Source organism: Pseudomonas sp. MWU318, from assembly GCF_016756945.1.
In the GTDB taxonomy this organism is placed as follows: domain Bacteria; phylum Pseudomonadota; class Gammaproteobacteria; order Pseudomonadales; family Pseudomonadaceae; genus Aquipseudomonas; species Aquipseudomonas putida_A.
The window spans coordinates 1-21158 of the sequence record NZ_JAESJL010000003.1 but is presented as its reverse complement, the minus strand read 5'-3'; the positions used below and the strand labels follow the sequence as shown (position 1 = coordinate 21158).

Genomic DNA, 21158 nt, shown 5'->3' with positions numbered 1-21158 from the left:
CAGTAATGACGCCGACGCAATGGCGCCGATCACATCTGACAGCAAAAAGTGTTCCTTGATCGCCCGTTCCCCCCTGTAGGAGCTGCCGCAGGCTGCGATCTTTTGATTCTGTTTTTAAGATCAAGATCAAAAGATCGCAGCCTGCGGCAGCTCCTACAGGGGAGTGTTGTTTCGATCAGACGTACTGCGCGGCGGCGTAGCCGGAAGCCCAGGCCCACTGGAAGTTGAACCCCCCCAGATGCCCGGTGACGTCGAGCACTTCGCCGACAAAATACAGGCCAGGGCTTTTCAGCGATTCCATGGTCTTGGACGACACTTCGCGAGTATCGACGCCACCCAGCGTGACCTCGGCGGTGCGGTAGCCTTCGGTGCCGGCCGGGACGACTTTCCAGCTGCCGAGCTTGTCGGCGATCTGCGCCAGTTCGGCGTGGGTGTATTGCTTCATCGGTTTGGACACGAACCAGTTGTCCGACAGCAGGTTGGCCATCTTCTTGGTGAAGATCTCGCCGAGCAGGGTTTTCAGTTCACTGTTCGGGCGTTCGGCCACTTGCTGTTGCAGCCATGCCGCGGTGTCGTGATCCGGCAGCAGGTTGATCTCCACGGTGTCGCCCGGCTCCCAGAACGACGAGATCTGCAGAATCGCCGGGCCGCTGAGGCCACGGTGAGTGAACAGAATGTTCTCGCGAAAGCTCTGGTCGTTGCAGCTGACCAGGCAATCCACCGAGGTCCCGGACAGCTCGGTACACAGTTCCTTGAGCTGGTCGGTGATGGTGAACGGCACCAGTCCAGCGCGGGTCGGCAGCAGTTCATGGCCGAATTGCTTGGCGACCTGATAACCGAAGCCGGTGGCGCCCAGCGTCGGGATCGACAACCCGCCGGTGGCGATCACCAGCGATTGGCACTGAACCTGGCCGAGGGTGGTGTCGAGCAGGTAACCGCTTTCGAGCTTCTCGATGGTCTGGATCGAGGTGTCGAGGTGCAGCTCGACACTGACCTGATCGCACTCGTCGAGCAGCATGCCGAGGATGTCGCTGGATTTGTTATCGCAGAACAGCTGACCGAGTTTCTTCTCGTGATACGGCACGCCGTGCTTGGCGACCATCCCGATGAAGTCCCACTGGGTGTAGCGTGCCAGAGCCGATTTGCAGAAATGCGGGTTACCCGAGAGGAAATTGGCGGGTTCGGTGTACATGTTGGTGAAATTGCAGCGGCCACCACCGGACATCAGGATTTTCTTGCCGGCCTTGTTCGCATGATCGAGCAGCAACACCTGACGCCCACGCCCGGCGGCGGTCAGTGCACACATCAACCCTGCGGCGCCAGCGCCAATGATCACGACTTCGGTAGAGCGCAAAACGGTGTCCTCTGAAATATCACCACAAAACGAACTGTTGTAGGAGCTGCCGCAGGCTGCGATCTTTTGATCTTGTTTTTAGGTCAAGATCAAAAGATCGCAGCCTGCGGCAGCTCCTACAGGGTTGTTATTACAAAACCCGCACGCGCAGCGAACGGCCTTTGATCTTGCCGTTGTTCAAGCGCTGCAGCGCCTGCATGACCACGGTGCGTTCAACCGCCACATACGACTGGAAATCGAAGATCGCGATCTTGCCCACCTGGGCGCCGGGGATGCCGGCGTCGCCAGTCAGTGCGCCGAGAATGTCGCCCGGACGGACCTTGTCCTTGCGCCCGCCAGCGATGCACAGCGTGCTCATCGGTGGCTGCAGCGGGGCGCCGCCCTGGGACTTGAGGTTATCAATCTGATCCCAGTTCAGCGGAGCTTTCTGCAGTTGTTCGATGGCTTGCGCGCGATGCGCTTCGGACGGCGCAACGAGGCTGACCGCGATGCCTTTCTCGCCGGCACGACCGGTACGGCCAACGCGGTGAATGTGGATTTCCGAATCGCGGGCCAGCTCGACGTTGATCACCATGTCCAGCGCATCGATGTCCAGACCACGGGCGGCCACGTCGGTGGCGACCAGTACCGACGTACTGCGGTTGGCGAACATCGCCAGCACCTGATCGCGATCACGCTGTTCCAGATCGCCGTGCAGGCCGACGGCGGAAATGCCTTTGGAGGTCAGGTGGTCAACGGTTTCCTGCACTTGCTGCTTGGTGAAGCAGAACGCCACGCAGGAGGCCGGGCGGAAGTGGTGCAGGACTTTGGTCACTGCGCTCATGCGCTCTTCCGGAGAAATTTCGTAGAAGCGCTGCTCGATCTGCGTGTCGTCGTGGAACGCTTCGGCTTTCACCGTTTGCGGATCGCGCATGAATTTCGACGCCAGTTGCTTGATGCCCACCGGGTACGTGGCGGAGAACAGCAGGGTCTGGCGGCGTGCCGGAGTCTTTTCGATGATGTCTTCGATGGCGTCGTAGAAGCCCATGTCGAGCATGCGGTCGGCTTCGTCGAGGATCAGCGTGTTCAGGCCGTCGAGCACCAGCGAACCCTTGCGCAGGTGTTGCTGGATACGCCCCGGGGTGCCGACGATGATGTGCGCGCCGTGCTCCAGCGAAGCGATTTGCGGGCCGAACGACACGCCGCCGCACAAGGTCAGGACCTTGATGTTGTCTTCGGCACGAGCCAGACGGCGGACTTCCTTGGCGACCTGGTCGGCCAGCTCACGGGTCGGGCAGATCACCAGCGCCTGGCAACCGAAGTAACGCGGGTTGATCGGGTTGAGCAGGCCGATGCCGAACGCGGCGGTCTTGCCGCTGCCGGTCTTGGCCTGGGCGATCAGGTCCATCCCCTTGAGGATCACCGGCAAGCTCTGCGCCTGGATCGGCGTCATCTGGGCATAACCGAGGGATTCGAGGTTAGCCAGCATGGCGGCGGACAGCGGCAGAGTATTAAAAGCGGTGGCGATGGTGGTCACGGGACTGGCCTGCAAAACAAAATGTCGCGCAGTGTAGCAGCCCCGTGCCACTTTCCTCGAAAGTTCTGGACGAACAGTGCCTGAAACCCGAGGCAAGGTGATTTATCTGTGGTGAGTGAATTTATCTGTGGTGAGGGGATTTATCCCCGATGGGCTGCGAAGCAGGCCCAGAATCTGTCACCTCAGTACATCAGGCTGATCGCATTCAACCTTTTCAGGGGGCGCTTCGCACCCCATCGGGAATAAATCCCCTCACCACAAAAGCATTCACAAAACATGACACTGTCTAGTGTTCGATGTGCTCATCCGGATGTTCATCCGGGCGTTTGACCCGGCGGCCGTCCTCTTTCGACAGTTGCGAGAAGATCGTCGCCGCCAGCATTGCCATCACTCCGACGGTAACAAAGGTCAGCTGGAACGCCCCGAGCACGGTTTCCACGCCATCGTTGCCGATCTCCGCCGTAAACCCGCCGAGCAACGCACCGGCACAGGCCACGCCCAGACTCAGCGACAATTGCGCCACCACCGACAGCAAACTGTTACCGCTGCTGGCGCTGGCGTCGTCGAGGTCGATTAGCGTCACGGTATTCATCGCGGTGAATTGCAGCGAGTTGATCGCGCCGAGAACCGCCAGCAGGCACAGCAGCAGCCAATAAGGCGTCTGCTCGCTGACCAGGCCCATGCTCGCCAGCATGATCCCCAGCGCGAGGGTGTTGCCGGTGAGTACGATGCGATAGCCGAGGCGTTCGATCAGTGGTCGCGCCATCCACTTGGCAAACATTGCCGCTGCAGCCAGCGGCAACATGCTCATCCCGGCTTGCGATGGCGAATAACCCAGCGCCACCTGCAGCAGCAATGGCACGAGGAACGGCAGGGCGCCGCTGCCCAGGCGGGCGAACAGGTTGCCGATAATTCCGACCGCGAAGGTTCGCGTCTTGAACAACGACGGGGCGAACAGCGGATTGTCGACGCGCCCGGCGCGCAACCAGTACGCCGCCAGACAGGCCAGTCCGCCGAACAGTAGCAACATCACCCGCAGATGTGGCAAGTGCAGTTCGCCCAGACCTTCCATGGCGATGGTGATCAGGATCATCGCCGCGCCAAACAGCAGGAAACCGAGGCTGTCGAAGCGCGTGCGTTCGCTGCCGCGCAGGTCGGGAATGAATTTCCACACCGCGTAGCAGCCGATGGCGCCCACCGGCAGGTTGATCAGGAAGATCCAGTGCCACGTCAGGTATTGCACCATCCAGCCGCCCATGGTCGGGCCGATCAGCGGGCCGAGCAGGCCGGGAATGGTGATGAAGCCCATGATTCGCACCAGTTCCGAACGCGGATAGGCACGCAGCACCACCAAGCGTCCGACCGGCAACATCAGCGCGCCGCCCAGACCCTGAATCACCCGCGCGCCGACCAGCATGGTCAGGGTGCTGGACAAGGCGCAGAGCAGCGAGCCGACACTGAACAGCAGGATCGCGCCGAAGAAAATCTTCTTGGTGCCGAAGCGGTCGGCGATCCAGCCCGAGGCCGGAATCAGCAAGGCCACGGTGAGCATGTAGGCGATGACCACGCCTTGCATGCGCAACGGGTCTTCGGCCAGATCCCGGGCCATGGCCGGCAGGGCGGTGTTGAGGATGGTCCCGTCGAGGGACTGCATGAAGAACGCAATGGCGACGACCCACGGCAACCAGCGGGCGGTGATGGCGTCGAGAGGCGGGCGTGTGGGCATGGAACCTCTTGTGGGTGGTTAATCCAAATGGCTTGTTGTGCATGAAACTCTGTGGTGAGGGGATTTATCCCCGATGGACTGCGCAGCAGTCCCTTGCATTTGATTTTAAAAGCGGGGCCGCTACGCGACCCATCGGGGATAAATCCCCTCGCCACAGGGTTCACTCCAGTACTTGATCCCAAGGTGTGCTGGAGGTTTGCGTTTACAGGGTCAAGGTCAGTCGGCTCACCAGCGCCCCCGGCAGCAACGCCGACGACGTATTGCGCTGACTATAGGTGCTCGCCGACAGCAGCAACTCGCGCTCGGCGGTCAATGCTTCCAGCTGCGAACCCAGCAGACTGTAGGCGCTGTCGTCGAAACGCATGGTGCTGACCGGCGCCTGAATCTCGCCGTTCTCGACCCAGAAAGTTGCGAAGCGAGTCATGCCGGTCAGGCGCGCCGCCGGTTGATCCGAGTAGTTCAGGTACCAGAGGTTGCTGATGTACAGCCCGGTGCCCAACTGCTTGAGGATCTCTGCCTGTGACAGATCACCGGCGGCCATGTTCAGCGCACTTGGCATTTCACCGCCGCTGGCGCCGTTGGCGGTCAGGCCATACTCGGCGGCACTGCGCGAACCGACCAGTTGATCGCCGGCCTTGCCTTCGACAATCAGCCGCAGATCGCTGCGCGGATAACCCTCCCCGGAGAACGCCGGGCTCAACGAACCGCTGACTTGCTCATCCAGCGAGACCAGCGGGCTGAACGTCTGATCGCCGACATACAGCTTCTGCAGCGGGCTGCTTTTGCTGGCAATCGACTGCGCCGAGAAACCGCCCCAACTGAGCATGCCCATGATTTCTTCCAGCGCGGCCGGCGCCAGGTAGGCGCGGTATTGCCCCGGTGCCAGAGTGCGCAACGGTCGACCGAGGAACGCCAGTTGCTCGCGGGCTTGCTGGAAGCGTCGGGTGAAGCCTTCGCTGCTCCACTCGTGCCCGGCGTAGCTGGCTTTCACTGCTTCGCCGTTGTCGTGGAACAGGCTGAAGTCGAAGTTGAAGCTGTTGGCCTGATGCCAGCCGAACGCCCCCGAGGAACTGGCGAAACCGCGGCTGATCGGGCCGGCAGCATAGAAACCGACCAGATCCAGACCTTCAGCAGCGCTGCAGATTTCCTCGACCACCTGCTCGGTGTCCGGCAGCGGATGTTCCTGCACGTTGTTGCTCTGCCAGCCGTTGTGGTTGAGCAGCAAGTACGGATCCTGTGGCAGCAGCGGCAGGGTTTCGCGCAGTTGTTGCAGGCCTTCGGCGAGGCGTTGCAGATCGGCTTCCTGATCACCGGACAGGGTGATGTGCAGATCGGCGTGACGGCCGTCGTTGATCAGCTTCAGTCCGACGTCGGCCTGCTGCACCTGACCGGCCTGACGCACCTTGGCGTGATTGAAACGCACGAACGCCGAGGATTCGGCGGCATAGCTGAGGGTGAATTGTTCCGGCTCGCGCACGCTGTCGCGCAGCCAATTGACCATGACCTTGAAGGCGTCGGACTGACTCTTCGAAATGCTCATCAGGCGTCTCCCCCAAACACATCAACGTTGCTGAATACGCAGGCCGGCGAAGCGTGGCCGACGCGGATCACCTGGTTCGGCTCGCCCTTGCCGCAGTTTGGCGTGCCCAGCACCATACGAGTGCCGGCATTACCGACCGCGCGCAGACTTTTCCAGAAGTGCGCGGAAATGCCCCGGTAGTTCGGATTTTTCACCACACCCTTGAGTTCTCCGTTCTCGATCAACTGACCCCACTCGCAACCGAACTGGAATTTGTTGCGTGCATCGTCAATCGACCACGAACGGTTGGTGCTCATCAGAATGCCGTGCTCGATGCCGCTGATCAGTTGCGTCAGCGACTGATCGCCCGGCTCGATGTTGAGGTTGGCCATGCGGTCGATCGGCGGCCGGTTCCAGCCGCAGGCGCGGCTGTTGGCAACGCCGTCGAGACCGGCACGGAACTGCGACAGTGCGCCGCCGAGTGGCCGCAACAACAAGCCTTCGCGAATCAGGAATTGTTTGCTGGCCTTGCTGCCATCGTCATCGTGGCCGTAGCTGGCCAGCTCTTCGGGAATGTCCGGATCGAAGGTCACGTTGAGCAGCTTCGAGCCGTATTGCAGGCTGCCGAAGTCACTGGTTTTGACGAAGCTGGTGCCGGCGTAATTGCGCTCGTCACCGAGGATGCGGTCGAGCTCCAGCGGGTGCCCGATCGACTCGTGGATCTGCAGCATCATCTGGTCCGGCATCAGCAACAGATCGCGCGGGCCTTGCGGGGTGTTCGGCGCGAGCAGCAGTTGCAGGGCCTGATCGGCCACCTTCGGGCCGGCGCCGACCAGGCCGCAACGGCTGATCACGTCGGCGCCACCCTGTTGGCCGAAGTTCTCGCGACCGAGGGAGCGGGTCTGGCTGTCGTTACCGTCATAGGCGGTGACGTCGAGGCCCGGATAGACGAAGCGCTGGGCCTGGCGCAATTCGGCGCCGGCGCTGCTCAGGTAGATCTGCTCGACGTGGGTGATGCCGATGCTCGCTTCCCAGTTCACCAGGCGCTCATCCTTTGGCACCGAGGCGGATTCCGCGCCGAGCAGCTCGAAGCATTCGCTCAGGGACGGGAAGGGTTGCTCAAGATTGGGCGAAAAGTAATCAGCGCGATCGCTCGACACCGGCTGGTCGCGCAGGTCGAGCAAGGCGTGCGGCTTCAGTCGCCGGGCCTGCTGTTCGGCGCGCTCAAGGGCGGCTTGCAGGCCTTGCTGCGACAGATCGTTGGTCGCCGCGTAAGCCTCGACGCCGTTGACGCGCACGGTGAGCATCGCGCCTTCGTCGCGGCTCAGGCTTGGCGGCTCGGCGACGTTCTTGCGCACCGACAGGTACTGGCCGGACTCGCGTACATACCGCAGGGAAAAAAACTCGGCGCCCGTGCGCAAGGCAGCGAAGCGCTGCTTGAGCTGGGGGTGAAAATCGAACATTCGGGAACCTCCTTGTTATGGAGTTGCGGGGTGAAGCGATTCGGCGGGGAGGGGTGAAACGATTGCGCGAGGTCTAGAGTAGGCCTGCGTGGGGGTAGGATCAAGTGAAGAGGGGGTGTAGGAGGATTTACTGTGCAGCAGGGAGATGGATGCTGATTTGCAGGGCCTCATCGCTGGCAAGCCAGACTCCCACAGGTTTCTCGGTGACCACAATATCTGTGAACGACGCGAAACCCTGTGGGAGCTGGCTTGCCAGCGATTAGCCGTGACGCGGTATCAAGTCTTACTGGGCAACAGGCGTGATATCACGCATCGGCTTGCCCTTCACCGGCGCACCGCCAGCCACGTAGTAGGCAGCATTGCTACGCGGCAGTGGCTTGCGGCCACGGATCTTGTCGGCGATTTTCTCGGCGATCATGATCGTCGGCGCGTTCAGGTTACCGGTGGTGATGATCGGCATGATCGAAGCATCGACCACACGCAGGCTCTGCATGCCGTGCACGCGACCTTCGCCATCCACTACGGCCATCTCGTCGGTGCCCATCTTGCACGAGCAGGACGGGTGGAACGCGGTTTCGGCGTGCTCGCGGATGAATTTGTCCAACTGCTCATCGGTTTGCACTTCGATGCCCGGGCTGATTTCGCGGCCACGGAAAGCGTCCAGCGCAGGCTGTTGCATGATTTCGCGGGTCAGGCGGATGCCGTCACGGAACTCCTGCCAGTCCTGCTCGGTGGCCATGTAGTTGAACAGGATGCTCGGGTGTTGACGCGGATCCTTGGACTTCAACTGGATGCGGCCACGGCTCGGCGAACGCATGGAACCCATGTGCGCCTGGAAGCCGTGCTCTTTCACACCGTTGCTGCCGTTGTAGTTAATCGCTACCGGCAGGAAGTGGTACTGGATGTTCGGCCACTCGAATTCCGGACGCGAACGGATGAAACCGCCGGCTTCGAACTGGTTGCTGGCGCCGATGCCGGTGCCGTTGAACAGCCACTCGGCACCGATGGCTGGCTGGTTGTACCAGAGCAGCGACGGGTACAGCGAGACCGGTTGGGTGCAAGCGTATTGCAGGTACAGCTCAAGGTGATCCTGCAGGTTTTCACCGACGCCCGGCAGGTCGTGGACCACCGGGATGTCGAGGCTTTCCAGCAGTTTTGCCGGGCCGACACCGGAGCGCTGCAGAATCTGCGGCGAAGCGATGGCGCCGGAGCACAGCAGGACTTCTTTGCGCGCTTTGGCTTCAACACGCTCTTCTGCCGAACCGACCAGGTAACGCACGCCGACCGCACGCTTGCCTTCGAACAGGATCTTGTCGGTCAGGGCGTGGGTGACGATGGTCAGGGTCGAGCGCTTTTTGGCGACGTCGAGGTAGCCACGGGCGGTGGATGCGCGACGGCCGTTCGGCGTCACGGTGCGATCCATCGGGCCGAAGCCTTCCTGCTGGTAGCCGTTCAAGTCTTCGGTGCGCGGGTAACCGGCCTGCACGCCGGCTTCAACCATGGCGTGGAACAGCGGGTTGTTGCCCGCCTTTGGCGTGGTCACGCTGACCGGGCCGTCGCCACCGTGGTAGTCGTTCGGGCCGATGTCGCGGGTTTCCGCTTTACGGAAGTACGGCAGGCAGTCGAGGTACGACCAGTCTTCCAGACCTGGCAGTTTCGCCCAGCCGTCGTAGTCCATCGCGTTGCCACGGATGTAGCACATGCCGTTGATCAGCGAGGAGCCGCCGAGGCCTTTGCCGCGACCGCACTCCATCCGACGACCGTCCATGTGTGGCTCCGGATCGGTTTCGTACGCCCAGTTGTAACGACGACCTTGCAGCGGGAATGCCAGTGCAGCCGGCATTTGCGTGCGGAAGTCAAAACGGTAGTCCGGGCCGCCTGCTTCGAGCAGCAGCACGGTGACGCCTTCGTCTTCAGTCAGACGGGTCGCCAGGGTGTTACCGGCCGAGCCGGCACCGATGATGATGTAATCGAATTCTTGGGACATTGAATGCACCCTCTTTAGATTTGGTCAGGTCAAGATCGCCGGAACACTGCAAAACCTGTGCTGAGGAGAAAATCCCCTGTGGTGAGGGGATTTATCCCCGACCGGCTGCGCAGCAGTCCTGAAATCAGCGATTGAGATCTATCTGGAGAACAGCAGTGTCTGGAGGGGGGCTGCTTCGCAGCCCATCGGGGATAAATCCCCTCGCCACAATCAGAACACCGAGACGTAATCGCCCAGCTCGACCTGTACCGATTTGATGCGTGTGTAGTTGGTCAGCGAGCTGATGCCGTTTTCACGACCCACGCCCGACTGCTTGTAACCGCCAACCGGCATCTTCGCGTCGGACTCGCCCCAGGCGTTGATCCAGCAGATACCGGCTTCCAGTTGATGAATCACGCGGTGCGCGCGGTTCAGGTCTTTGGTGACGATACCGGCGGCCAGGCCGAAGTCGGTGTCGTTGGCGCGGCGGATCACTTCTTCTTCGGTCTCGTAGGAGAGGATCGCCATCACCGGGCCAAAGATTTCTTCACGGACGATGGTCATCTCGTCGGTGCAATCGGTGAACACGGTCGGAGCGACGAATGCACCTTTGGCGAATTCGCCATCGGTCAGACGCTCGCCGCCGCACAGCACGCGGGCACCTTCTTCTTTACCCTTGGCGATGTAACCCAGCACGCTTTCCATGTGGGCGAAGCTGACCAGTGGACCGAAGTTGGTGTTTTCGTCTTCCGGGTTGCCGATGCGGATGCGCGCTACGCGCTCGACGATCTTGGCTTCGAAAGCGGCTTTCAGGTGGCTCGGTACGAATACGCGAGTACCGTTGGTGCAAACCTGACCGGAGCTGTAGAAGTTGGCCATCATCGCGGTGTCAGCGGCACGATCCAGGTCGGCGTCGTCGCAGATGATCAGCGGCGACTTGCCGCCCAGTTCCATGGTCACGTCTTTCAGCGACGAAGCCGAAGCGCTGGCCATGACTTTCTTGCCGGTGTCGGTGCCGCCGGTGAAGGAGACTTTCTCGATGCGCGGGTGCTCGGTCAGCCAGGTGCCGACTTCACGGCCGCTGCCGGTCAGCACGTTGAACACGCCGTTTGGCAGGCCGGCTTCGGTGTAGATCTCGGCCAGTTTCAGAGTGGTCAGCGAGGTGACTTCGCTTGGCTTGAAGATCATCGCGTTACCAGCGGCCAGGGCTGGTGCGGATTTCCACAAAGCGATCTGGATCGGGTAGTTCCACGCGCCGATACCGGCGACCACGCCCAGTGGCTCGCGACGGGTGTAGACGAAGGAAGTGTCGCGCAGCGGAATCTGCTCGCCTTCGATCGCCGGCACCAGGCCTGCGTAGTATTCCAGCACGTCGGCGCCGGTGACGATGTCGACGTATTTGGTTTCGGAGTAAGCCTTGCCGGTGTCCAGGGTTTCCAGAGCGGCCAGTTCATCGTTGCGCTCGCGCAGGATGTCGACGGCGCGACGCAGGATGCGCGAACGCTCCATGGCGGTCATCGCGGCCCAGATTTTCTGGCCCTTTTCAGCGCTGACCACAGCACGCTCGACGTCTTCCTTGGTCGCACGTTGCACTTGGGCGAGGACTTCACCGTTCGCCGGGTTGATGGCTTCGAAAGTGGCATCGCTGCCAGCGTCGGAGTACGCGCCATCGATGTAGAGTTTTTGCAGTTCGAAACGGGCCATAGTGTCCTCGCAAGTGCATTAGTGGTTGGCGTCGACCACCGCGCTGAAACTGCGGTGGCGGTTCAGGTACCGAGCGTTTTCTGTGTGCTCTGGCTCACCTGCTTGGCCAATTGGAAATCCATGTATTCGTAAGCGATCTGTTGCGCCTGCGCCGTGTCGAAAGCGTCTCCCGACAGCGCGCCGCGCAACCACAAGCCGTCGATCAACGCTGCCAGTCCACGCGCGGCGCTGCGCGCATCTTCGAGCGGCAACACACGGCGGAACTCGCAGCACAGGTTGGAATACAGACGGTGATCGTTGATCCGCTGCAACCTGTGCAAAGACGGCTGGTGCATGCTGGTGGCCCAGAAGGCCAGCCAGGTTTTCATTGCCGGGCCATTGACCTGGCTGGCGTCGAAGTTGCCTTCGATGATCACCTGCAGATGCGCCCGTGGGCTGCTGTCTGCCAGCGCCTGACGGCGCGCGGTGACGTTCTCGCTGAGGACATTCATCAGATACCGCATCGTGGCGGCAATCAGGCCGTTCTTGTCCTGAAAATAGTGACTGATGATGCCATTCGAGACACCGGCCAAACGGGCGATCAGCGCAATGCTGGCGTCCCCCATACCGACCTGATCGACCGCCTGCAACGTGGCTTCGATCAGTTGTTGGCGGCGGATGGGTTGCATACCGACCTTGGGCATCTTGCACATCTCCTTAGGCCTTCCGACGGGCGATAAACGCCTATCGGATTGAGGGCCAGTCTATTTTGTTTTGATTGAACGTTCAATCAACAAAGAATAAGATCTGCGACAAATCGTCGCTGCCTACAGATTTTTTCTGCTTGTAAATGGCGATAAAACGACATCCGAAAATGCTTGAAACCTGCGTGGGGCATGGCGCGGTTCGCTGTTCGATGGACGTGTTGAATGGGCAAGACGCTCGGGGCCAGGTTTCGGATGAACGTCCGCACAGCTTTGGCCACGAAAGCGATTCGCAACGCCATTTCGCCAGGTTCGGGCTTTTTTCGGGGTGTCTTTATATCACCCGCCGGTCGGCTGCCAACTAACCGATTGGTCGGGTTCCGTGTTGCCTTGTGTTCTTCTCTCGCACTGCCTGGAGCATTTGTGCCATGAGTTCTGCCTCTCTTATAAAGACCCCGCCCGAGAAGGTGACGGTCAACGGTTGGGTGTTTTACACCTCTACCGCGTTGATTCTGTTGTTGACCGCCATTCTGATCATCGCCCCGCAAGAGGCCGGCAGATTGTTGGGTATCGCTCAGGCCTGGTTGTCGCGCAGCTTCGGCTGGTACTACATGGTGGTGATCGCCGCCTACCTGGTGTTTGTGGTGGGCCTGGCGTTTTCCTCCTACGGCAAACTCAAACTGGGCAGCAAGGACGACACTCCGGATTTCAGTTACGGCGCCTGGGCGGGGATGCTGTTCTCGTCGGGTATCGGTATTTCGCTGCTGTACTTCGGCGCGTCCGAGCCGCTGGACCATTACTTCAATCCGCCGGAAGGCGCAGCGGCCACCAACATGGCTGCGCGTCAGGCGGTGCAACTGACTTTCCTGCACTGGGGCCTGCACGGCTGGGCGATCTATGCGCTGGTCGGTCTGGCCGTGGCGTATTTCGCTTACCGTCATAACCAGCCATTGGCCCTGCGTTCGGCGCTGTATCCGCTGGTCGGCGAGCGTTGGGTCAAAGGCGCGGCCGGTCACGCGGTGGACGGCTTCGGCATGTTCGTGACCCTGCTGGGGCTGGTGACCAATCTGGGGATCGGCTCGCTGCAGGTGTCCTCGGGTCTGGAAAACCTGTTCGGCATGGAGCACAGCAACACTAACCTTTTGATCGTGATCATCGTGATGAGCACCGTGGCGACCATCGCTGCCGTGTCCGGCGTGGAAAACGGCATCCGTCGTCTGTCCAACCTGAACATCGTGCTGTTCAGCGGTCTGCTGATTTTCGTCCTGTTGTTCGGCCCGACCCTGCACCTGCTCAACGGCTTCGTGCAGAACATCGGCGACTACCTCAACGGCGTGGTGCTGAAGACTTTCGACCTGTACGTCTATGAAGGCGACAGCGCCAAGTCCGACCGCTGGCTGGGGCTGTGGACCCTGTTCTACTGGGCCTGGTGGATTTCCTGGGCACCATTCGTAGGCATGTTCATCGCGCGTATTTCCCGTGGTCGTACCGTGCGTGAGCTGGTCGCTGGCGTACTGCTGATCCCGTTGGGTTTCACCCTGGCGTGGCTGTCGATCTTCGGTAACTCGGCACTGGATCTGGTGATGAACCAAGGGGCGGTCGAACTCGGCAAGACGGCGCTGGAACAACCGTCGATGGCGATCTACCAGTTGCTGGAACACTACCCGGCGTCGAAAGTCGTCATCGGTGTGTCGATCTTTGTTGGTTTCGTGTTGTTCCTGACCCCGGCCGACTCGGGCGCGGTGATGATGGCGAATCTGTCCTGCAAGGGCGGCAACGTTGATGAAGATGCGCCGCACTGGCTGCGGATCTTCTGGTCGGTGGTGATCACCCTGGTGACCATCGGTCTGTTGTTTGCCGGTAACTTCGAAGCCATGCAAACCATGGTGGTGCTGGCCGGTCTGCCGTTCTCGGTGGTGCTGGTGTTCTTCATGTTTGGGCTGCACAAGGCCATGCGCCAGGACGTGCAGATCGAACAGGAGCAGGCGCAACTGGCTGAGCGCGGTCGTCGTGGGTTCAGCGAGCGTCTGACGCAACTGGACCTGCAACCGAGCCAATCGGTGGTGCAGCGCTTCATGGACAAACACGTGACCCCGGCGCTGGAAGACGCTGCCGCACAAATGCGTGCACAGGGTCTGGAAGTGCAGACGCTGTTGGGCAAGTCCAAGCGCTGCATGGGCGTGCGCGTCGAGATGGAAGAGGGCAACCCTTTCGTCTACGAAGTGAGCCTGGATGGTTATCTGGCAACCCCGACCGAATCGGCCCAGTCCGATGAAGCGCGCCAGCGTTACTACCGCGCCGAGGTGTATTTGCACAACGGCAGCCAGGACTACGACCTGATGGGCTTCACGCAGGATCAGATCACACGCGATGTGCTCGATCAGTTTGAAAGCCATCGGCAGCTCCTTGGCCGGGTCTATAGCTAAACAGCAAGTGCGCGGTGTTTCAGTCTGAAGCACCGCGTTGTTCCTTTGAAAGATCGCAGCCTTCGGCAGCTCCTACATGGATTGCATTCCCCTGTAGGAGCTGCCGAAGGCTGCGATCTTTTGATCTTCAAACAAAAACGCCGCGATCCTCTCGCGGCGTTTTTGTGTCTGCGGTTCTTACCCCAGGTTCTTGCCCAGCAACGCGTGATACAGCTCGCTGTCGCCAAGAATCCCCACCACATGGTTGTTGTCGTGCAGCACCAGTTTGTTGCCGGTCTGGTAGCGAATCTGCAGCGCGTCGCGCATGCCGATGTTCGAGTCCACCAGTGTCGGCTTGCGCTCAAGGGCTTCCACTGCTTGCCCCGGTGCCCAGTTCTGCAGGTTCAGTACCGAACCGTTCTGCCGCGCACCCTTGATGGTGTTGCCTTCGGCCAGGTCCAGCCACGAATCGCCACCCGGGTCGAGGCACACCGAACCGTTGATGCGTTTGCAGTTGTCCAGCGTGCGCATCAGGCTGCGGCCACACAGGACGTTGAGCGGGTTGGTGTGGGCCACGAAGGTGCGCACATAGTCGTCCGCCGGGTTCAGCACGATCTCTTCCGGCACGCTGTACTGGATGATCCGGCCGTCCTTCATGATCGCGATGCGGCTACCCAGTTTGAGTGCCTCGTCGAGGTCGTGACTGACAAACACGATGGTCTTGCTCAGCTTGCGTTGCAGTTCCAGCAGTTCATCCTGCAGGCCCTGACGGATCAGCGGGTCGAGTGCCGAGAACGGTTCGTCCATCAGCAGAATGTCGGCGTCCATCGCCAGTGCCCGGGCCAGGCCGACACGCTGCTGCATGCCGCCGGAGAGTTCATCGGGCTTCTTGTTGCGCCATTGGGTCAGGCCGACCAGTTCAAGCTTGTCGTCGACCAGCTTGCGCCGTTCCTTTTCCGGTCGGCCCTGCATTTCCAGACCGAAACTGATGTTCTCGCGCACCGTCAGCCACGGCATCAGGGCGAACTTCTGGAACACCATGGCGATGCGTTTGGTGCGCATCATTTTCAGTTCGGCCGGGGTGCAGGAAGCAATATCGATCTGCTTGCCTTCGTGCTCGACGAACAGCTTGCCGCGACTCACGGTGTTGAGGCCGTTGATGCAGCGCAGCAGGCTCGACTTGCCGGAGCCGGACAGGCCCATCAGTACGCAGATCTCGCCCTTGTTGATGTCCAGGCTGGCCTTTTCCACGCCGACGATCTGCCCGGTCTTTTTCAGGATCTCGCTGCGGGTCAAACCTTGATCGAGAAGTTTCAGTGCTTCGCGCGGATCCTTGGTGAAGATCACGTCAACGTTATCGAAGCGAATTATGCTCATGCGTCACCCCCTACTTTGGCGTCGGGTTGTTTGCAGATACGGTCGAGCATGATCGCCAGCAGTACGATCGCCAGGCCCGCTTCGAAGCCCAGGGCGATATCAGCAGTGTTCAGTGCGTTGACCACCGGTTTGCCGAGTCCGTCGGCGCCCACCAGTGCCGCGATCACCACCATCGACAGCGACAGCATGATGCACTGGGTGATGCCGGCAGCGATGCTCGGCATGGCGTGAGGCAGTTCGATCCGTGAGAGCAATTGGCGACGCGAGCAGCCGAAGGCCTTGCCGGCGTCCATCAGTTCTTGCGGGACATCGCGGATGCCCAGGTAGGTCAGGCGGATCGGCGCAGCGATGGCGAACACCACCGTGGAGATCAGGCCCGGCACCACACCCAGCCCGAAGAGGGTCAGGGTAGGAATGAGGTAAACGAAGGTCGGTACGGTCTGCATCAGATCGAGTACCGGACGCATTAAAGTGTAGAACATCGGCTTGTGCGCAGCGACGATGCCCAGCGGTACGCCGATGACCACGCAGACCAGGGTCGCGAACATGACCTGGGCGAGGGTTTCCATGGTTTCCTGCCAGTACCCCAGGTTGAGGATCAGCAGGAACGAGGCAATCACAAAAACAGTCAGCCCCCATTTGCGCTGGATGAAATGCGCGAGCAGGGCGATGAGGCCGATCAAGACAAAGGGATTGAACCAGGTCAGCGCAAACGTCACGCCGTGGATCATCGTTTCCAGTGTCACGGCGATTGCGTCGAAGGTGCTGGCGCCGTGTTGCGTCAACCATTCAACGAAGCCCGCGATGTACTGGCCTAAAGGGATTTTCTGATCAATCAGCATGGTAGTGAACGTCCGCATGCAAGGAATAAACAGCCCGGGCGAGCGAACTCGCCCGGCGTAAGGCAATTACTGTGCGAGCTTGGCTTTCACGGCCTCCAGGCCTGGTTTACCGTCAATGGTGGTCACGCCAGCGAGCCAGGTATCGAGCACCTGAGGGTTCTTTTTCAGCCAGGCCTTGGCGGCCGCTTCAGGCTTCATCTTGTCGTCGAGGATGTTGCCCATCAGGGTACTTTCCATGTCGACGGTGAACTCCAGGTTCTTCAGCAACTGACCGACGTTGCTGCATTCGGTGGTGTAGCCCTTGCGGGTGTTGGTCGCCACAGTGGCAGCACCGAAATCGGGGCCGAAGAAGTCATCGCCGCCGGTCAGGTATTGAATCTTGAAGCGCTTGTTCATCGGGTGCGGCGCCCAGCCGAGGAAGACCACGGCGGTGTCGCGTTTCTGCGCGCGGTCGACCTGCGAGAGCATGCCCGCTTCGGACGATTCGACGACCTTGAAGCCGGCGGTTTTCAAACCGAAAGCGTCCTTGTCGATCATGCTCTGGATCAGGCGGTTGCCGTCGTTGCCAGGCTCGATGCCGTAAATCTTGCCATCGAGCTCTTTCTTGAATTTGGCGATGTCGGCGAAGTCATGCAGGCCCTTGTCGTACAGGGCTTGCGGTACGGCGAGGGTGTACTTGGCACCCTTGAGGTTGGTGCGCACCACTTCGACGGTGCCGGCATCGCGGTAGGCCTTGATGTCGTTTTCCATGGTCGGCATCCAGTTACCGAGGAACACATCCATGTTCTTGCCGTCGGCCAGCGACTTGTAGGTCACGGGCACGGAGATCATGGTGGTCTTGGTCTTGTAGCCGAGGGCGTCGAGTACCACCGACGTGGTGGCGGTGGTGGCGGTGATGTCGGTCCAGCCGACATCGGAGAAGTTTACGGTACTGCACTGCGCCGGTTCTGCAGCTTGCGCCAGTAACGGCAGACTCAGCATGGCGGCCAACAACAACGACGGGGAACCTTTCATGGATGGACTCCTTGGTGTTTTTTTTGGCAGTGTTCCGACTGTGGACCACCGCACTTATAGGTTGCGGTTGGATGGCGTTCTGGAGACAGCTCTACCACGGCGCCTTGCAATCGAGTCATAACGATCATGTACCAGTGAAAATCTGACGCCTACAGGGTGGGTCGTATCCAGTACAGGGATGGTCGCATCCAGTGTCAGTGACGTCGTTTACAGCTTTTTTCCGCCCCGTTTGGCCATCTGAACCGCATAAAAACGGCGAAAACACGGGAGGAAACCGGCACGGCGTTGGTGGGCATGAGTGCGTCGGTGTCAGACGCCGAGCGACCTGACAAAAGCCTGATGATGCGGGCATTCCGGCGGATCGCAGCTTGAGCGTAGCAGCTCCGCCAGCGGGCGCTTAACGCCCGGGAACGGCATCCTCAGGAGCTCTGCAGCAATGGCTATCAGCGTTTTCGACCTGTTCAAAATCGGCATCGGCCCTTCCAGTTCCCACACCGTCGGCCCGATGCGCGCCGCCGCCCTGTTTGTCGAAGCGCTGCGCGACCGGCACCTGCTCGAACAGGTGCGGCGTATAGAAGTGCAACTGTTCGGCTCGCTGTCGGCCACCGGTATCGGCCACGGCAGCGACAATGCAGTGATCATGGGCTTGATGGGCGAGTGGCCGGACGCAATCGACCCGTCGCAGATCGGCCCGCGAATCCAGGCGCTGCGCGAAACTCACACACTGTTATTGGATGGTCGTCTGTCGGTGCCGTTTATATGGGCTCGCGACATGCGCCTGATCGACGAGAACCTGCCGTTCCATCCCAACGCCATGACTCTGGTTGCCGAAGGCGATCACGGCGAGATTCATCGCGACACCTACTATTCGGTCGGTGGCGGTTTTGTGGTGGATCAGGCGCAGGCATCCAGCGGTGTGGTCGATCTGGATCGCACCGAATTGCCTTATGACTTTTCCAGCGCAGTAGAACTGCTGCAGCTGTGCCAAAAGAACAACCTGCGCGTCGCCGAACTGATGATGGCCAACGAAAATGTCTGGCGCAGCGAAGAAGAAATCCGTGCCGGGTTGATGAAGCTGTGGCGGGCGATGCAGGATTGCGTCGAGCAGGGCCTCAAGCACGAAGGCATCCTTCCCGGCGGTCTCAATGTGCGTCGGCGGGCAGCCAAGTTGCATCGCAGCCTGCAGGAGTTGAACAAGCCCAACGTGATCGGCTCGACCCTCAGTGCCATGGAGTGGGTCAACCTGTTTGCCCTCGCGGTCAATGAAGAAAACGCGGCGGGTGGGCGCATGGTCACGGCGCCGACCAATGGCGCGGCGGGGATCATTCCGGCAGTGTTGCACTACTTTATGAAGTTCAGCGAAGCGGTCACCGACGCCAACGTGGTCGACTACTTCCTGGGCGCGGCGGCGGTGGGGATTCTGTGCAAGAAGAACGCCTCGATCTCCGGTGCCGAAGTCGGCTGCCAGGGCGAGGTCGGCTCGGCCTGCGCGATGGCGGCGGCGGGGCTGGCGGAGATCCTCGGTGCCACTCCGGAGCAACTGTGCAACGCGGCGGAAATCGGCCTGGAACACAACCTTGGCCTGACCTGCGATCCGGTCGGCGGCCTGGTACAGGTGCCGTGCATCGAGCGCAACGCAATTGCCGCTGTGAAGGCGATCAACGCGGCGCAGATGGCCCTGCGTGGCGATGGTCAGCACTTCATCTCGCTGGACCGGGTGATCCGCACCATGCGTGATACCGGCGCGGATATGCATGACAAATACAAAGAGACCTCGCGGGGTGGTCTGGCCGTTAGCGCGGTTGAGTGCTGAGACCGAGATGTCCTGTGGCGAGGGGATTTATCCCCGATGGGCTGCGAAGCGGCCCCAAATCCTGCAATCGAGTGTTGCCTGACACACCGCGGTGAATGGTTTTACGGCTGCTGCGCAGCCGATCGGGGATAAATCCCCTCGCCACAGGATTTATGTTTGATTTGGAAAGGTTGGAGCACCAGACCAGTCAAAACTGCTCACCAAGTGCACACGCTGATCAAATCACGCCACCTTTTAGCGCGTCGTAATCAGATAAGAGCTTTTCCCACTCGCAGTGCGCCATTCGCACCCCCTGCCATCCGTCACCCGTGCTTGCGGTGACACTCTGAAACAACTGCGCGCAAGCCCGTTCCCACAAGTGCTACCGATCTGCTCACAGGCAGCGGGGCAGGGCTCTCGGCGCCGCTGATGGCACTTCGAAACACCGTGTGTCCGACGTCTTGAATAGACACGTCGCGACGTCGTTTTCAGGAGTTATTGAACAGCCATTCAATTTTAGGCATGGCAATTGCTCTGTCATAACAAAGCCCGTCTCCCACGCGAGAACGCCGGCAATAACAAGAGCCTCCGCCTGAGGCCATCACCCGCTTTGTGTGAGGAGATACCGCGATGACGTCGTTCAACTCCGGGGCCCAACCCCAGAACCGTGCGCCTCAATCCATTGGCTTTCTGCTGCTGGACAATTTCACGCTGATTTCTCTGGCCTCCGCAGTCGAGCCCCTGCGCATGGCCAACCAATTGTCCGGTCGTGAGCTGTATCGCTGGAGCACCCTGACCGTCGATGGCGGCCAGGTGTGGGCCAGTGACGGTCTGCAAATCACCCCCGATGCCTCCATGCACAAAGCCCCGCCCCTGGACACCGTGATCGTCTGCGGCGGGATCGGCATTCAACGCACCGTGACCCGTGAACACGTCTCGTGGCTGCAGAGCCAGGCGCGTCAGTCCAAGCGTCTGGGCGCCGTGTGCACCGGCAGCTGGGCTTTGGCTTGCGCCGGTCTGCTCGACGGTTTCGATTGCAGCGTGCACTGGGAATGTCTGGCGGCGATGCAGGAAGCTTTCCCGCGTGTGGCGATGAGCACCCGTCTGTTCACCCTCGACCGTAACCGTTTCACCAGCTCCGGCGGCACCGCGCCATTGGACATGATGCTGCACCTGATCAGCCGCGATCACGGTCGCGAACTGTCCGCCGCGATCTCGGAAATGTTCGTCTACGAACGCATCCGCAACGAGCAGGATCATCAGCGTGTGCCGCTCAAGCATATGCTCGGCACCAACCAGCCGAAGCTGCAGGAAATCGTCGCGCTGATGGAAGCCAATCTGGAAGAGCCGATCGACCTCGACGAACTGGCGGTGTACGTCGCCGTGTCGCGTCGACAGCTGGAGCGGCTGTTCCAGAAATACCTGCACTGCTCGCCGTCGCGCTACTACTTGAAGCTGCGCCTGATCCGCGCGCGGCAGTTGCTCAAGCAAACGCCGATGTCGATCATCGAAGTCGCGTCGGTGTGTGGTTTCGTGTCGACGCCGCACTTCTCCAAGTGCTATCGCGAATACTTCGGCATTCCGCCGCGTGACGAACGCGTAGGCTCCAACACCACCCAGCAAGTGGCGATGCTGCCGCTGCCGCAGGCGATCGTGATGTCGCCGCTGTCGGGACCGATGTCGGCGTTGAGTCAGGCGCGTAATGAGTCGACGTTTGCCAGCGTAAGGTTGTAAAGCAAAAGATCGCAGTCTGCGGCAGCTCCTACAGGTGATCGCATTTCAACTGTAGGAGTTGCC

14 protein-coding genes are annotated in these 21158 nt (G+C 60.6%); 3 read left to right on the top strand and 11 right to left on the bottom strand.

Features of this window, described 5'->3' with window-relative positions:
- Positions 1 to 175 precede the first annotated feature (175 nt).
- The 8 genes from JN524_RS08130 to betI form a co-directional block, all read right to left on the bottom strand.
- Positions 176 to 1354, bottom strand: a complete 1179-nt coding sequence (locus tag JN524_RS08130; RefSeq protein WP_202369043.1) for an NAD(P)/FAD-dependent oxidoreductase — start codon at positions 1352 to 1354, stop codon at positions 176 to 178.
- Positions 1355 to 1484: 130 nt separating this feature from the next.
- The gene (gene dbpA / locus JN524_RS08125; protein WP_202369042.1) at positions 1485 to 2870 is read right to left on the bottom strand and encodes an ATP-dependent RNA helicase DbpA; all 1386 of its coding nucleotides are present in this window, start codon (positions 2868 to 2870) and stop codon (positions 1485 to 1487) included.
- A gap of 286 nt (positions 2871 to 3156) precedes the next feature.
- Positions 3157 to 4596 (bottom strand): multidrug transporter subunit MdtD, encoded by a 1440-nt coding sequence (mdtD, locus tag JN524_RS08120; RefSeq protein ID WP_202369041.1) that lies wholly within the window; start codon positions 4594 to 4596, stop codon positions 3157 to 3159.
- A gap of 202 nt (positions 4597 to 4798) precedes the next feature.
- Entirely contained in the window at positions 4799 to 6136 is a 1338-nt protein-coding gene (locus JN524_RS08115) for a TldD/PmbA family protein (RefSeq protein WP_202369040.1), read from the bottom strand.
- Positions 6136 to 7578 carry a TldD/PmbA family protein gene (locus tag JN524_RS08110; RefSeq protein WP_202369039.1) on the bottom strand — a complete coding sequence of 481 codons (1443 nt, stop codon included), beginning with the start codon at positions 7576 to 7578 and terminating at the stop codon, positions 6136 to 6138. Before JN524_RS08110 ends, JN524_RS08115 begins: the two co-directional genes overlap by 1 nt.
- Positions 7579 to 7861: 283 nt before the next feature.
- On the bottom strand, positions 7862 to 9565 hold the full coding sequence (gene betA / locus JN524_RS08105; RefSeq protein ID WP_115985990.1) for a choline dehydrogenase: 1704 nt from the start codon (positions 9563 to 9565) through the stop codon (positions 7862 to 7864).
- Between the two features lie 210 nt (positions 9566 to 9775).
- Complete coding sequence (gene betB, locus JN524_RS08100) at positions 9776 to 11248, bottom strand: betaine-aldehyde dehydrogenase (protein WP_003228997.1); 1473 nt, start codon at positions 11246 to 11248, stop codon at positions 9776 to 9778.
- A 62-nt stretch (positions 11249 to 11310) separates the two neighbouring features.
- Positions 11311 to 11931 carry a transcriptional regulator BetI gene (gene betI / locus JN524_RS08095; RefSeq protein WP_041063389.1) on the bottom strand — a complete coding sequence of 207 codons (621 nt, stop codon included), beginning with the start codon at positions 11929 to 11931 and terminating at the stop codon, positions 11311 to 11313.
- A gap of 428 nt (positions 11932 to 12359) precedes the next feature.
- On the opposite strand from betI, the gene betT reads away from it, so the two are divergent.
- Entirely contained in the window at positions 12360 to 14357 is a 1998-nt protein-coding gene (gene betT / locus JN524_RS08090) for a choline BCCT transporter BetT (RefSeq protein ID WP_202369038.1), read from the top strand.
- A 177-nt stretch (positions 14358 to 14534) separates the two neighbouring features.
- Here betT and choV read toward each other — a convergent pair whose 3' ends face one another.
- From choV to JN524_RS08075, 3 genes are all read right to left on the bottom strand, one after another.
- A complete protein-coding gene (gene choV, locus JN524_RS08085) occupies positions 14535 to 15713 on the bottom strand; it encodes a choline ABC transporter ATP-binding protein (protein ID WP_007962646.1) in 1179 nt (392 codons plus the stop codon).
- Positions 15710 to 16555 carry a choline ABC transporter permease subunit gene (gene choW / locus JN524_RS08080; RefSeq protein ID WP_007962645.1) on the bottom strand — a complete coding sequence of 282 codons (846 nt, stop codon included), beginning with the start codon at positions 16553 to 16555 and terminating at the stop codon, positions 15710 to 15712. Before choW ends, choV begins: the two co-directional genes overlap by 4 nt.
- 66 nt (positions 16556 to 16621) lie before the next feature.
- A complete protein-coding gene (locus JN524_RS08075; protein ID WP_027610641.1) occupies positions 16622 to 17569 on the bottom strand; it encodes a choline ABC transporter substrate-binding protein in 948 nt (315 codons plus the stop codon).
- Between the two features lie 436 nt (positions 17570 to 18005).
- Here JN524_RS08075 and JN524_RS08070 point away from each other — a divergent pair, with 436 nt between their 5' ends.
- A complete protein-coding gene (locus JN524_RS08070) occupies positions 18006 to 19382 on the top strand; it encodes an L-serine ammonia-lyase (protein ID WP_202369037.1) in 1377 nt (458 codons plus the stop codon).
- Between the two features lie 609 nt (positions 19383 to 19991).
- Positions 19992 to 21095 (top strand): GlxA family transcriptional regulator, encoded by a 1104-nt coding sequence (locus JN524_RS08065; protein ID WP_007949927.1) that lies wholly within the window; start codon positions 19992 to 19994, stop codon positions 21093 to 21095.
- The last annotated feature ends 63 nt before the right edge of the window (positions 21096 to 21158 follow it).

Excerpts from the sequence above, each read along its gene's own strand:
- mdtD (WP_202369041.1), bottom strand. The coding sequence starts at position 4,596 with ATGCCCACACGCCCGCCTCTCGACGCCATCACCGCCCGCTGGTTGCCG.
- JN524_RS08115 (WP_202369040.1), bottom strand. The coding sequence starts at position 6,136 with ATGAGCATTTCGAAGAGTCAGTCCGACGCCTTCAAGGTCATGGTCAAT.
- JN524_RS08110 (WP_202369039.1), bottom strand. The coding sequence starts at position 7,578 with ATGTTCGATTTTCACCCCCAGCTCAAGCAGCGCTTCGCTGCCTTGCGC.
- betA (WP_115985990.1), bottom strand. The coding sequence starts at position 9,565 with ATGTCCCAAGAATTCGATTACATCATCATCGGTGCCGGCTCGGCCGGT.
- betB (WP_003228997.1), bottom strand. The coding sequence starts at position 11,248 with ATGGCCCGTTTCGAACTGCAAAAACTCTACATCGATGGCGCGTACTCC.
- betI (WP_041063389.1), bottom strand. The coding sequence starts at position 11,931 with ATGCCCAAGGTCGGTATGCAACCCATCCGCCGCCAACAACTGATCGAA.
- betT (WP_202369038.1), top strand. The coding sequence starts at position 12,360 with ATGAGTTCTGCCTCTCTTATAAAGACCCCGCCCGAGAAGGTGACGGTC.
- choV (WP_007962646.1), bottom strand. The coding sequence starts at position 15,713 with ATGAGCATAATTCGCTTCGATAACGTTGACGTGATCTTCACCAAGGAT.
- choW (WP_007962645.1), bottom strand. The coding sequence starts at position 16,555 with ATGCTGATTGATCAGAAAATCCCTTTAGGCCAGTACATCGCGGGCTTC.
- JN524_RS08075 (WP_027610641.1), bottom strand. The coding sequence starts at position 17,569 with ATGAAAGGTTCCCCGTCGTTGTTGTTGGCCGCCATGCTGAGTCTGCCG.
- JN524_RS08070 (WP_202369037.1), top strand. The coding sequence starts at position 18,006 with ATGGCTATCAGCGTTTTCGACCTGTTCAAAATCGGCATCGGCCCTTCC.
- JN524_RS08065 (WP_007949927.1), top strand. The coding sequence starts at position 19,992 with ATGACGTCGTTCAACTCCGGGGCCCAACCCCAGAACCGTGCGCCTCAA.